The sequence below is a fragment of the Nocardia sp. CNY236 genome (assembly GCF_000482385.1).
Classification (GTDB): domain Bacteria; phylum Actinomycetota; class Actinomycetes; order Mycobacteriales; family Mycobacteriaceae; genus Nocardia.
In genome coordinates, this window is the sequence record NZ_KI519395.1 from 61,148 (window position 1) to 73,422 (window position 12,275).

Annotated in this window: 13 protein-coding genes; 10 read left to right on the plus strand and 3 right to left on the minus strand. The window is 66.2% G+C overall.

What is annotated here, in order from left to right; all coding sequences use genetic code 11:
* The first annotated feature begins 1 nt into the window (after position 1).
* The 9 genes from K940_RS0124455 (at position 2) to holA (ending at position 9,738) form a co-directional block, all read left to right on the plus strand.
* Positions 2-1,426: a VWA domain-containing protein gene (locus K940_RS0124455; protein ID WP_028479629.1), complete on the plus strand. Its 1,425-nt coding sequence runs from the start codon at positions 2-4 to the stop codon at positions 1,424-1,426.
* Positions 1,427-1,491: 65 nt separating this feature from the next.
* Positions 1,492-2,136 (plus strand): nicotinate-nucleotide adenylyltransferase, encoded by a 645-nt coding sequence (gene nadD / locus K940_RS0124460; RefSeq protein ID WP_028479630.1) that lies wholly within the window; start codon positions 1,492-1,494, stop codon positions 2,134-2,136.
* A gap of 91 nt (positions 2,137-2,227) precedes the next feature.
* Positions 2,228-2,644: a ribosome silencing factor gene (gene rsfS, locus K940_RS0124465; protein WP_028479631.1), complete on the plus strand. Its 417-nt coding sequence runs from the start codon at positions 2,228-2,230 to the stop codon at positions 2,642-2,644.
* Positions 2,641-3,300, plus strand: a complete 660-nt coding sequence (locus K940_RS0124470; RefSeq protein WP_028479632.1) for a histidine phosphatase family protein — start codon at positions 2,641-2,643, stop codon at positions 3,298-3,300. The genes rsfS and K940_RS0124470 overlap by 4 nt, the downstream gene beginning before the upstream one ends.
* Entirely contained in the window at positions 3,290-4,015 is a 726-nt protein-coding gene (gene octT, locus K940_RS0124475) for a diglucosylglycerate octanoyltransferase (protein WP_028479633.1), read from the plus strand. Before K940_RS0124470 ends, octT begins: the two co-directional genes overlap by 11 nt.
* Before the next feature lie 3 nt (positions 4,016-4,018).
* A complete protein-coding gene (locus tag K940_RS0124480; protein WP_028479634.1) occupies positions 4,019-4,861 on the plus strand; it encodes a DegV family protein in 843 nt (280 codons plus the stop codon).
* A 313-nt stretch (positions 4,862-5,174) separates the two neighbouring features.
* The gene (locus K940_RS0124490) at positions 5,175-6,116 is read left to right on the plus strand and encodes a ComEA family DNA-binding protein (RefSeq protein WP_081706623.1); all 942 of its coding nucleotides are present in this window, start codon (positions 5,175-5,177) and stop codon (positions 6,114-6,116) included.
* Positions 6,113-8,608: a ComEC/Rec2 family competence protein gene (locus tag K940_RS30235; protein ID WP_196812358.1), complete on the plus strand. Its 2,496-nt coding sequence runs from the start codon at positions 6,113-6,115 to the stop codon at positions 8,606-8,608. Before K940_RS0124490 ends, K940_RS30235 begins: the two co-directional genes overlap by 4 nt.
* 161 nt (positions 8,609-8,769) lie before the next feature.
* Positions 8,770-9,738, plus strand: a complete 969-nt coding sequence (holA, locus tag K940_RS0124500; protein WP_028479637.1) for a DNA polymerase III subunit delta — start codon at positions 8,770-8,772, stop codon at positions 9,736-9,738.
* Positions 9,739-9,788: 50 nt separating this feature from the next.
* Here the strand turns inward: holA and K940_RS30240 are convergent, their stop codons facing one another.
* Entirely contained in the window at positions 9,789-10,037 is a 249-nt protein-coding gene (locus K940_RS30240; protein ID WP_036530190.1) for a hypothetical protein, read from the minus strand.
* Between the two features lie 178 nt (positions 10,038-10,215).
* A complete protein-coding gene (gene rpsT, locus K940_RS0124510) occupies positions 10,216-10,476 on the minus strand; it encodes a 30S ribosomal protein S20 (RefSeq protein WP_028479638.1) in 261 nt (86 codons plus the stop codon).
* A gap of 357 nt (positions 10,477-10,833) precedes the next feature.
* On the opposite strand from rpsT, the gene K940_RS0124520 reads away from it, so the two are divergent.
* Positions 10,834-11,622, plus strand: coding sequence for an aquaporin (locus K940_RS0124520; protein ID WP_028479639.1), 789 nt, complete (start codon positions 10,834-10,836; stop codon positions 11,620-11,622).
* Positions 11,623-11,648: 26 nt separating this feature from the next.
* Here K940_RS0124520 and K940_RS0124525 read toward each other — a convergent pair whose 3' ends face one another.
* The gene (locus K940_RS0124525; RefSeq protein WP_028479640.1) at positions 11,649-12,209 is read right to left on the minus strand and encodes a type II toxin-antitoxin system PemK/MazF family toxin; all 561 of its coding nucleotides are present in this window, start codon (positions 12,207-12,209) and stop codon (positions 11,649-11,651) included.
* Positions 12,210-12,275: the final 66 nt, after the last annotated feature.

The following is a 12,275-nucleotide window of genomic DNA, read 5'->3' on the forward strand; positions in this document are numbered from 1 at the left end:
CATGGTGGCGGCACCGATTCCTGCAGACGGTGGGTTGTCGGGCGCGCATGGGATAGCGGGGCATCTGGTCGGGTTCGTGGAGGCGCTGCGGGCGCGCGGCATCGCGGTCGGGTCGTCGGAAACGGTGGACGCGGGCAGGGTGGTGACCGTGCTCGATCTGATGGACCGTGAGGTCTTGCGAGAAGGTTTGGCATGCGCGCTGCTACGACGCACCACGCACCGAGCGACTTTCGACGGATTGTTCGACCTGTGGTTCCCGGCCGCGATGGGGGAGCGCACCGCAGCGCAGGACGATGTCGCAATTCCTCGAACGCCCTCGGGTGAGGTGGATATCCGTGCTCTGCGTTCGATGTTGGCCGAGTTGCTCGCACAGGAATCGGCGGCTCCGAGGTTGGAAGTATTGGCTGGGGAACTGGTCGACCAAATGGGCCGGTACCAATCCGCGCGTGGTCCGTCGTTCTCGGCGTATCAGGCGATGAAAGAGGTGCAGCCGCACACCCTGTTGGCTCAGATCCTGGACGCGTTGGCCAGAAGGCCGGATGCCAGTGAGTTCGACCTCGAGATCGCCCGGCGCGCGGCCCGACAGCGCATCGCCGGGTTTCGCGAGACTGTGGAAGCCGAGACCAAGCGGCGGGTTGCCGAACGAATCGGGCGGGATCGGGTCGCGAGCTATGGCGTGCCCCGCCAGGCCGAGGACGTCGATTTCCTGCGGGCGTCGGAGGCCGAACTCGCCGAGCTGCGGCGAAGCACGCAACGCTTGGCGCGGATCTTGGCTGCGCGGCTGGCCCTACGGCGCAGGCACGCCCGCCGCGGCGCGGTCGATCTACGCCGCACCCTCCGCAAGTCGATGTCGACCGGCGGAGTGCCGATCGACCTGGCCAATCGCAAGCCGCGCCCCGGACGTCCCGAATTGGTGTTGTTGTGTGACGTCTCGGGCTCGGTTGCGGGCTTCAGCAATTTCACGTTGCTGCTGGTGAGCGCGTTGCGCGAGCAGTTCTCCCGGGTGCGGATCTTCGCGTTCGTCGACCAGGTGGACGAGGTGACCTCGCTCTTCGATCCGAACACCCCGGTGGAGCAGTCCATGACCAGGATCTTCACCGAAGCGAATGTGGTGGGCATGGGCGGGCACTCCGACTATGGTCGTGCGCTGGCCGGGTTCGCCGACGCCTACTCCGAGGTCGTCACCAGCCGCAGTTCATTGTTGATTCTCGGCGACGCCCGCACGAACTATCGTGATCCCGAATTGGCCACCCTACGGTCGTTGGTCGAGGTCGCCAAGCACGCGCACTGGCTCAATCCGGAGCCGCGCGAGCAGTGGGGCTCGGGTGATTCCGCAGCCGAAAAGTATCGTGAAGTGATCGAAATGCACGAATGCCGCTCGGCCGCACAACTCACTGCGGTGGTCTCCCGACTCCTGCCGGTGTAGCTCGGTGATGTCGGCGCACTTGCCGGCCCGAGCGGATCGAATACGACCCGTTAAGCTGACCAGTCATGCGTGAGACAGGTGGTGGACGAGGCCGCAAGATCGGAGTGATGGGCGGCACCTTCGATCCCGTCCACCACGGGCACCTCATGGCCGCCAGTGAGGTGGCCCACCGCTTCGAACTGGACGAAGTGATCTTCGTTCCGACCGGGCAGCCGTGGCAGAAAGCGCATCACGAGGTCAGCCCCGCCGAAGATCGCTACTTGATGACCGTCATCGCGACCGCGTCCAACCCACGGTTCTCGGTCAGTCGCACCGACATCGACCGTGACAAGGTCACCTATACCGTGGACACGTTGCGGGAGATGCGTTCGGAATATCCCGATGCCCAGTTGTACTTCATCACTGGTGCGGACGCTTTGGCCAGCATCCTGACATGGCAGGATTGGGCGGAACTGTTCGAACTGGCGAAGTTCGTCGGGGTGAGCCGTCCGGGGTACGAGCTGAACATCGATCATCTCGCGGCGCATCTGCGAGATCAACCGGCGGATGCGGTGACCATGATCGAAGTCCCCGCGCTGGCGATCTCGTCGAGCGAATGTCGTCGCCGTGCCGCCGAGAACCGGCCGGTGTGGTATCTCGTCCCTGATGGCGTCGTGCAGTACATATCGAAGCGGCACCTGTATGTGCCCGGAGCAGCGGAAGGTAGCTGAGCGTGAGCGGAGCGCAGCGAGGTGCAGGCCGAGTGGGGAAGCGGGTCGTGGACGCAGTCGGGGCGCTGTGGTGGGCCGGCGAGGACCGGACATGAGCGCGTCGGTCGAGTCGGTGGCGATGGCAGAGGTCGCGGCGCGTGCAGCCGACGAGAAGCTGGCAACCGACGTGGTGGTGCTCGACGTGTCCGAGCAACTGGTGATCACCGATTGCTTCGTGATTGCGTCCGCGCCCAACGAGCGGCAGGTGAACGCCATTGTCGACAATGTGGAGGAGAAGTTGCGCGCGGCCGGGCACAAACCGGTCCGGCGCGAGGGCACACGCGAAGGTCGCTGGGCGTTGTTGGACTACATCGACGTCGTGGTGCACATCCAACACGCCGACGAGCGTGACTTCTACGCACTGGAGCGGCTGTGGAAGGACTGCCCCGTCGTGCCCGTCGAGGGAATCACCGCGCCTGCGACGTCGGAGCGCCCCGAGATGTCGCCCGAGAACGAGGCGCAATCGTGAGTCGGCGTGCCGGGGTCCGCACGCTGATCTTGTTGCGGCACGGTCAAACCGAATGGAATGCGACCGACCGGATGCAAGGTCAGATCGATACCGATCTCACCGAACTCGGCCGTAGACAGGCCAAAGAGGTCGCGCGGGAGCTGGTTTCCCGCAACGTCATCGCGATCGTGTCCTCTGATCTGCGCAGAGCCTGGTACACCGCAACGACGCTGGCCGACCACACCGGGCACGCGGTCGTTGCGGATTCCAGGCTGCGGGAGACCAACCTGGGTGACTGGGAAGGATCGACGCATCTGGAGGTGGATGCGGACTACCCGGGCGCGCGCATGGCATGGCGGCTGGATGCGAGCTATGTTCCGCCGAACGGTGAGAGCAAGCTCGAGGTCGGTGCGCGGTCGCTGCCGGTGGTCCGAGAATTGTTGGTCGAGCGGCAGGACTGGCCGGGCCGGGCCGTCATCCTGGTGGCACACGGCGGGTTGATCGCGGCCCTCACGGCCGCGTTGCTCGACCTGCCACCGCACAGCTGGCCCGTTCTGGGTGGGCTCGCCAACACCAGTTGGGTGCAACTGAGCAGCCACGGCCCGAGTATCGACCAACCCGGCTGGCGCCTGGATGTGTGGAACGCGGCGGCAAAGGTGGCCCCGGATGTCCTCTGAAGAGCGGGCCGCCCGACCGGTGTTGCTCGTGCTCGCCGATTCGCTCGCCTATTTCGGCCCCAAGGGCGGTTTGCCGGCAAATCATCCTCTGATCTGGCCGAACCTCGTTGCTGCCGAATTGGATTGGGATGTCGAGCTGGTCGCTCGGATCGGTTGGACCTGTCGCGACGCGTATTGGGCGCTCATCGGAGATCCGCGCGTGTGGGCTGCCGTTCCCCGTGCCGGCGCAGTGGTTTTCGCGGTGGGTGGCATGGACACGTTGCCCTCCCCACTGCCCACCGCGCTGCGCGAATTGATCCGCTACGTGCGGCCGCCTGCCTTGCGCCGCGCGGTTCGGGCGACCTACGCCTGGTCCCAGCCGAAGCTGTCGAAACTCGGAGGGCCGGTTGCGCTTCCGCCGGCGGTGAGCGTCGACTACTTGGACCAGTCGCGCGCCGCCCTAGCACAGTTGCGTCCCGATCTTCCGGTCGTCGGCGTGCTGCCGTCGGTACACAACTGCGACGCCTACGCGCGGGTGCACACAGGTCGGCCGCGTGCGGTCGAGGCACTGCGTACCTGGTCGGAACGCACGTCGGTGCCGTTGGTCGACCTCGGCGAGGCGGTGCGCGACAATGTCTTCTCCGGCGAAGCCAATCCGGACGGTATCCACTGGGGCTGGGCAGGTCACGCCGCGGTAGCCAATGCGATGGTCAAGATCCTGCAGGAGGTCCGGTAGTCCGTGCCCGTCGTGGTCGTCACCGATTCCGCTGCCAGCCTCTCCGCCGAACATCTCGACACGCTGGGCGTCACGGTCGTACCCTTGCACATCCTGGTCGGTGACCGGGCGATCAGGGAAGGTCTCGATCCGGTCGACATCGACTACGCCACAGACGTGGTGACCACCTCGGCCGCCTCGCCCGGTGAGCTACGCGCGGCATACGAGCACGCATGGCACCACAGCGGTGGTGACGGCGTGGTCGCGGTGCATCTTTCTCGGCAGCTGTCGGCGACGTGGGAGGCCGGGCGGCAGGCGATCGGTGATATGGATGCCGCGGATCGGGTCCGCCTGGTGGACTCCCAGGGTGCCGGACTGGCAACCGGATTACCCGTGCTGGCCGCAGCACGGCGGGCGAGAGGCGGGGCGCCGCTGGACATCGTCTACGACACCGCGGTGGCCGCCGCTGCGCGTGCCCGGGCGTTCATTTTGGTCAACCGCACCGAGCAGCTACGTCGCGGCGGGCGGTTGTCCTCGGCTGCGTCGTTCTTCGGGTCCGAGCTGGTCACCAGGCCGCTGCTGCAGATTGTCTCGGGGCGGCTCGAACTGCGCGAGAAGGTCCGGACCCGCTCCAAGGCATACACAAAACTCGTTGCGGCGGCAGTCGACTCGGCAGGTGAGGATGGTGCTGCTGTGGCCGTACAGCATGTGGGCGCGCAGGAGGCGGCGAATACCATCGCGAGCCAGTTACGCGATCTGATCCCCGGCGTCGGTGAGCTCATCGTCGCCGAATTCGGTCCGGCGTTGGCGGTGCATTTGGGCCTCGGTGCGGTCGGCGTGCTCGTCATACCGGGTGGTTGTGCGTGATGGCGAGCGCGGCACACGGTTGGCGGATGAGTTGTGCACAGCGCCGCATGCGTCAACAGCCTCACCGAATCGCCTGGACGGTACGGGTTTCGGATGATGAAGCCGACATACCGTCGCTGGTATGTCTCGACACGAGGAACGCGAGCGGGGACGACGGCGAGTAGGTGAGCTGAGGGCTCGAGTCGGCGCCAGCACGACCGGCGGTGGCTCGGCCACTGCGCCCCAGAGTGGCGTCGAGGTCGTCGCGAATGGGCTGGATGGTCCAGCGGAAGACCATCGGCCGGCATGGAATCGGCGGCCGCCCGGCGAGCTGATGCCCGTGAGTCCTACTCGGTCGGGCGGTCGCACTCGGTCGGGTGGTCGCACTCGGGCAGCGGGACCACAGGATCGCGACCAGGTGCCGTGCGACCACGACGTCGTGGCGAAGGATACCGACGACGTCACCCACCGAGTGCGGACCCCCCGTTGGCTGGATGACCCCGACGTCACCACGCGATGGCAGGACCGTCTGGTTCCGGATCGATTCCGGGGCGTCCGGCTCGATCCTGGCCGGGGAGGAGTGCGCATTTTCGCATTGGCCGGATTGGTCGTGGTGGTGATCGCCGGGATCGTCGTATTCCGTGAACGGCCGATGGGACAACCGGTTCCACCGATCGCGGCGGCGGCACCCACCGTCGCTGCGAGTTCGCCGGAGGTCGCTCGTCAGCGGGGCGTGGTCGCCACTGCGGTCGTCGGGTCGGTGTCCGCCTCGCCGACGCCCGCCGATGCGGAGCAGCCGAGGACCGACCTGGTGGTCAGCGTTGTCGGCTTGGTCCAGCACGCCGGGTTGGTCCGGCTCCCGACCGGGGCCCGGGTCGCCGATGCCCTTGCGGCAGCGGGTGGAACGCGGCCTGGCGCCGACACCAGCGGTTTGAATCTGGCGCAACGCCTATTGGACGGCGACCAAGTGATGGTCGGCCCAGCTGGACCCAATACCGGTCCACCATATCGTGGTAGCACGACAATCGGCGCGGCCGGGAATCCGCCTTCCCGTTCCGCGCCGGACGGTTCGTCGAAGCCGGCAGCCAAGGTCGATCTCAACTCCGCGTCCGAGGCCCAACTCGATGCTCTTCCGGGAGTCGGGCCCGTCACCGCCGCCGCCATTGTCACTTGGCGCACCACCAACGGGCGCTTCGACTCCGTGGATCAGCTCGGCGAGGTCGACGGCATCGGGCCGGTTCGCTTGGCCCGGTTGCGTGATCTGGTCATCGTATGACCACCCGCGGTGGACCGACTGGTGAAGCCGCCGTTCTCCAAGTTCTCGACGCACGGCTGCTACCTGCCGCGCTGTCGTGCTGGGCTGCGACCGCTGCGACGCTGACTATGGGGTGGACAATTGGGCTGGTACTGGCCGCGGTGCTGGCGGCGTTCGCGGCTGTGGTGGTGGCGCTGACGATTCGGTCGACCGATCGCAGTGTGCGCTGGCGTTCGGCTGCGCTGGTCGCGCTGGGAGCTGTGATACTGGGCGCGGGGTGCGCCGTCGCGGCCGCATGGCGGGAGCGGGCCGCGGCGACACATCCGTTGCGGAATGCAGTCGGGCTGTCGGTGCGCGTGGTCATCACGCCGACTACAGACCCGAAACCGCTGCGCAGCAAGACATTCGGTGCGAATCGCACTTGGGTCGTGCGAGCCGAACTCCACGAATTCCGGCGCGCAGGTACGACTGTGCATTCTGGCGGAGCTGTCGTGGTATTGGCCACCGGATCGGAGTGGGGAGAACTCACGCCTGGAAGGCGAGTCGAGGTGCAGGCTCGGGCGGATCGGCCGAATCGAGCCGATCTCACCATCGCGGTTCTGCATGCACGGGGATCACCAGTGCTCGCCGAGTCGTTGCCATGGTGGCACCGTATCGCGAATGCGGTGCGCGGCGACTTCGCGGCATCGGCGCGCGAGGCGCTGCCCGTTGATGCCGCCGGACTGTTGCCCGCGCTCGTCGTCGGCGACGTTTCGCATCTGCCCGACGGAGTGCGCGAGGATTTCGAACGCGCCGGTCTACAGCACCTGTGTGTAGTCAGTGGTGCGAACTTCACGATTCTGCTGTCGTTCGTGCTGTTCGCATCGAGACTGTTCGCTCTGGGACCGTGGGCGACCGTTGGTGCTGCCGCGACCGTTCTGTTGATGTTCGTTGTCGTCGCGCGGCCGGAACCAAGCGTGTTGCGTGCCGCGGCGATGGGTTCGATCACGCTTCTGGCTGTCCTCACGGGGCGGCGGAAGCAGGCACTTCCGGCACTGTGCGCGGCCGTCGTCGCCCTGCTGACCCTATGGCCCGAACTCGCTATCGATGTCGGTTTCGCGTTGTCGGTGGTGGCGACCGGTGGGCTGATCCTGCTGGCGCCGAGTTGGGCCGATTGGTTGCGCGCCCACGGGTGGTGGCGGGCGCCTGCGGAGATCGTCGCGGTGTCGGCTGGGGCATTCGTGGTCACGACCCCGATCATGATTGCGCTCACCGGTCGGCTCAGCCTGGTCGCGGTGCTCGCGAACATCATTGTGGCACCGGTTGTCGCTCCGATCATGCTCATCGGGACGAGCGGCGCCGTGCTGTCGTGTCTGTGGTCCCCGCTGGCCGAGTTCGTTCTTCGCTGTGCCGCCGCGCCGATGTGGTGGTTGTTGTCGGTCGCAGCACATACAGCCGCACTACCGGGCGCGTCCGTCGCCGTACCCGGTGGTCGTCGTGGCGGGCTGGTCGCCGGCGTGGTTGTCGTCGTCGTGATCGCGGTCTTGCGTTCGCGGGTCGGGCGGCACCTCGTCGTCACGGTGGTGTCGGGCGTCGCGCTGGTCCTCGTTCCAGCGCATCTCTGGTATCCAGCGTGGCCACCCGACGGGTGGGTCGTCGCGGCCTGCGACGTCGGACAAGGCGATGGTTTGGCGCTCGCGGTCGGACCGGGCGCCGCTGTGGTGATCGACGTCGGACCCGACCCCCGCGCGATTCGACGGTGCCTGGATGGCCTGCGGATCTCGCGTATCCCACTACTGATCCTCACCCATCCGCATGCCGACCACATCGGTGGAATCACCGGCGCCCTGCGCAATCGCAAGGTGGACGCCATTGCAGTCGGCAATCGTGAACTCGACGCACTCATCTCGGCTGGCCAGGTCGAACCAGATCGTGCGACCTGCGATGCCCGTTTCGAATGCTCGGTCGTCGCGCTGCCGGCTGCGATTTCGCACCGATCCGTTGCCGCCGGAAACACCTCGGGCCTGATGCAGGTCGCCGCGGTGGCTGGCGACGCAGGTGTGCCGATGTGGGAGTTGTCGGCCGGCCATCAGCTGAATTTCGGAGCAGTCGGTCTCGAGGTACTGGCGCCGACCAGCAGCAGTCCGCGGCCGGTCCCGGGCGCGGAAGCCGACAATGCGAACGACCGATCAGTGGTCATCGTCGCCCGAACCCGCGTGGGCCGCGTTCTGTTCACTGGAGACATCGAGGAACCCACACAGCGCGCGCTGCTGCATTCCGGGGCGCACATTCAGGCCGATATCCTCAAACTTCCGCACCACGGATCGCGCACGTCGGCGTCGGACTTCCTCGAAGCGATACAGCCGCGACTGGTGTTGGTCAGTGTCGGCGCACAGAACACCTTCGGGCACCCGAACGCAGCGGTACTGGCCGGACTGACCTCGCGAGGTGCGATGGTGGCGCGAACCGATCTTCGGGGCGACATCGTGGTTCTCGGCAACCGTGAGCAGCCACGGATGGCGAGTTCGCGTTGAGCCGGCGAATTCACGCCGAGATATTCGCCGTGGGGCGGATGGGGTGTCGGACGTGGGCCGTAGGATCGGTCTGTGAGTGCATGCGGTGAGCGGCCCAACACAGAACACCTGCACAGCTTCGGTTCGAGTCGCGGGGCGGCGTTGCGCGGGGCGGTATTGCGGTGAGTGAGCGTGCTGCATCGCTGCATCTCGTGCTCGGTGACGAAGAGCTGTTGGTCGAGCGTGCGGTGAGGGCGGTGGTAGCGCAGGTCCGCTCGGCCGCGCCTGATCCGGATGCAGTGCCTGTCGGGCGGCTACGCGCTGGGGATGCCAGCACTGCGGAGCTGGCCGAACTGCTGAGTCCATCGTTGTTTGCCGAGGATCGGGTGATCGTCCTGGATGCGGCCGCCGAGGCGGGCAAACAGGCCGTGTCGGTGATCACCGACGCGGCACGAAACCCTCCCGAGGGCACGGTCCTGCTGATCGTGCACTCTGGCGGCGGGCGAGCCAAGGCTCTCGTGCCCGTCGTGCAGAAGGCCGGGGCGGTCACATATATGTGTGCCAAACTGACCAAGAACGCCGAACGCGTCGACTTCGTCCGCGGGGAGTTCCGCTCCGCGGGCGTGCGAGTGTCCAGCGAGGTCGTGCAGTTGGTGTTGGAGGCGGTGGGCTCCGATCTGCGGGAACTGGCTGCGGCGTGTGGTCAGCTCGTTGCCGACACCGGCGGGAAGGTCGATGGCGCTGCGGTGCGCCGGTACTACTCCGGCAAGGCAGAGGTTTCCGGGTTCGACGTCGCCGATCGTGCTGTGGCCGGCGACCGCCCTGGCGCGATGGAAGCCTTGCGCTGGGCAATCGATCGCGGCGTGCCGCACGTTCTGCTCGCCGATGCGTTGGCCGACTCGGTGCACACCATCGCTCGCGTGAGCGCGGCCGGACGCACGGACCCGCTCGAACTGGCCCGGCGGCTCGGCATGCCACCCTGGAAAGTGAAGAAGGCCCAGGCCCGTGCCCGTAGTTGGACCGCGGCTGCTATCGGTTCGGCGCTTCAGGCGGTTGCAACGCTCAATGCCGATGTCAAAGGAGGCGCTGCAGACGCCGGCTATGCCCTCGAACACGCTCTGACTCGGATCGTGGACCTGCACGGCGCTTAGGCCACGGTGTGGGGTTCGCCTGATGCGGACCCCACACCGTGCGTCCGGTGCTACTGCTGCGCCGAGTTCAGCGCCAGCTCCTGTTCTTCCTCCACGTCCTCGTAGCGGCCGTCCCATTCCTCGTAGGCCGGCACATCGTCATCGCGCGTGACGATCCATTCCAACGAATAGTTGCCTTCATCGTCGGAGACCAGCACATTCTCGATCTTGAGCCCGAATCCGAGTACCTCCGCCGCGCGGATCACCTCGGGCAGGTCCTCGCCGCGAACGACCGACTGGTTGGCATATACGGTGACCATGCGCGGAATGGTAGCTGGAACCTCTGGCCCGCGCCGGCTGATCTGGAAACCGCTGACGGGCTCAGGTGGCAATCGATGATCACTGATACCTAGCGACGAAAGCCGCGGTGGTCGTCGAGGCCACAGCGGCTACCTGTCGGGCAACGGCACCGGTCACAACAGTCCGGCGCCGGATGTATCAGAGTTTGTTGAACGCCAGCGCCAGTGCCGACTTCTTGTTCGCGGCTTGGTTGGCGTGAATGACACCCTTCGAGGCGGCCTTGTCCAGTTTGCGACTGGCGAACTGCAGGCGTTCGGCGGCCTTGGCCTTGTCGCCTTCGGCCGCAGCCTCGCGGAAGCCACGAATAGCGGTGCGCAGCGCGGATTTGACCGACTGGTTGCGCTTGCGCGCCGCCTCGTTGGTGCGGATCCGCTTCATCTGGGACTTGATGTTGGCCACGCCTCGTTCCTCATGTTCCTGTCTGGTGGTGTGTGCTGAAAGTTCGACAGCGCGCGCCTTCCCCCAGCGGGGTGTTGCATACGCCGAAGGTCGACACTACCAGTCGAGGTGCGGCATACGAAATCGACGCGGATCGCTCCAGTGATGTCGCCGCGTCGAGGTCGTTGTAGAGAGCACCGGACTCGCGTAGCGTCCCGAGCAACCGTTGATCTCGAGCGGCTCTGTTGTCGAAGCGGTACCGAGACTCGCCGCAGCACGTCTCGTTGCACCAGCACGTCCTGTGGCACGCACACGTCTTCTGGCATGCAGCACGTCTCTGGCACGCAGCACGTCTTCTGGCACGCGGAAGGTGGACAGATGTCTCCAACGGCCCGGGAATCTTCCGACGAAAAAGTCGCGAACCCATCGATTCCCGAGAGCAAGAAATGGGGGGCCGAGGCCCTCGGTACCTTCATCCTGGTACTCGGTGGGGTCGGTACCGCGGTGCTGGCCGGCGAGAGAGTCGGCGCCTTGGGGGTGGCACTGGCGTTCGGCCTGACGCTGATGCTCCTCGTCTACTCGATCGGGCCGATCTCGGGCTGTCATGTCAACCCGGCAGTCACCCTGGGGCATGTATTGCTCGGACGGATCAGCGGGGTGTCGGCGGCCGGATATGTGATCGCGCAGTTGATCGGCGGCCTACTCGCGGGTCTCGTACTGTTCGCACTCGCCAAGAATCTTCCCTCCTACAACCGTGCGATCGATGGGCTGGGCGCCAACGGGTGGGGTGAGCACAGCCCGGCAGCCGCCCGGGGGCCACTTGCCGAGGTGGTCGTGGAAAACGGCTACGGGCTGGCCGCGATGATCATCGTCGAGGTGATGCTCACGGCGTTGTTGGTCTTTGTCGTGCTGGCCTCGACCGATCAGCTGTCCGACGTTTCCCTGTCCGGAGTATCGATCGGCGTGACGCTGGCGGTGGTGCACCTCGTGTCGATACCGGTGGACAATACCTCGGTGAATCCTGCCCGCAGTCTCGCCGTCGCGCCGTACCAGAACGGGGCCATGGGCCAGGTGTGGGCATTCGTGGTGTTCCCGCTGATCGGTGGCACTCTGGGGGCACTGCTCTACGGGCTGCTGTACGGGCGCTCCCGCAATCCGAGTGCGTGAGGCCATCCTCGAACCAGCGGATCGGTTCAGTACCAGGAATATTCGGCGCACAGCCGATGGGCGACCAGATCGAATACCTTGCGCTCAACGATCGCTCCTTCTCGGCGAATGCCTTCTTCCGGTACGTCGAGCACGCGATCGAGTCGAACCCAGCTGGGTCGTCTGGCATGATCCCACGGTCCGCTACCGATCCCGATCCAATCGCGGTCGTGGGCGCGTTGCGGATGGGACGACAGCATCAGGCCCAGAAGAGTGTGCTGATCCCGACCTACGACCAGGACCGGTCGGTCTTTGCCATTGCTCGGGTCTTCCTCGAAAGGTACCCAGGTCCAAACGATTTCGCCGGGATCGGCTCGTCCGTTCAGGTGCGGCGAATAGACGATCTGCCGCGCCCGCTCGGCCGTCGGTACCGGCATCGACGCGGCGGGGCGCACCGAAACACCATGCGAAGGACGCCGTTGGACCATCGCCCCGACCAGTCGCTCGACCAGCCCGGGGGCCGACACCTGTCCCTTGACGATCTTGAAGCTCTGTTCCTTCGCCAGGAGGCCGATCTGTTTGCCGAGGGAGTTCCAACTTCGGGCCATCACTGGAGGATAACGGCGGTTGGCCGGGTTCTCACCCGCGCCGCGTGGCTGGCTGCACCACCGGCG

What these genes read in the sequence shown, in the direction of transcription:
- K940_RS0124455 (WP_028479629.1), top strand. Translation starts at nt 2, where the DNA reads ATGGTGGCGGCACCGATTCCTGCAGACGGTGGGTTGTCGGGCGCGCAT.
- K940_RS0124490 (WP_081706623.1), top strand. Translation starts at nt 5,175, where the DNA reads ATGCCCGTGAGTCCTACTCGGTCGGGCGGTCGCACTCGGTCGGGTGGT.
- octT (WP_028479633.1), top strand. Translation starts at nt 3,290, where the DNA reads ATGTCCTCTGAAGAGCGGGCCGCCCGACCGGTGTTGCTCGTGCTCGCC.
- K940_RS30240 (WP_036530190.1), bottom strand. Translation starts at nt 10,037, where the DNA reads ATGGTCACCGTATATGCCAACCAGTCGGTCGTTCGCGGCGAGGACCTG.
- rsfS (WP_028479631.1), top strand. Translation starts at nt 2,228, where the DNA reads ATGAGCGCGTCGGTCGAGTCGGTGGCGATGGCAGAGGTCGCGGCGCGT.
- K940_RS0124520 (WP_028479639.1), top strand. Translation starts at nt 10,834, where the DNA reads ATGTCTCCAACGGCCCGGGAATCTTCCGACGAAAAAGTCGCGAACCCA.
- K940_RS0124525 (WP_028479640.1), bottom strand. Translation starts at nt 12,209, where the DNA reads ATGGCCCGAAGTTGGAACTCCCTCGGCAAACAGATCGGCCTCCTGGCG.
- K940_RS30235 (WP_196812358.1), top strand. Translation starts at nt 6,113, where the DNA reads ATGACCACCCGCGGTGGACCGACTGGTGAAGCCGCCGTTCTCCAAGTT.
- nadD (WP_028479630.1), top strand. Translation starts at nt 1,492, where the DNA reads ATGCGTGAGACAGGTGGTGGACGAGGCCGCAAGATCGGAGTGATGGGC.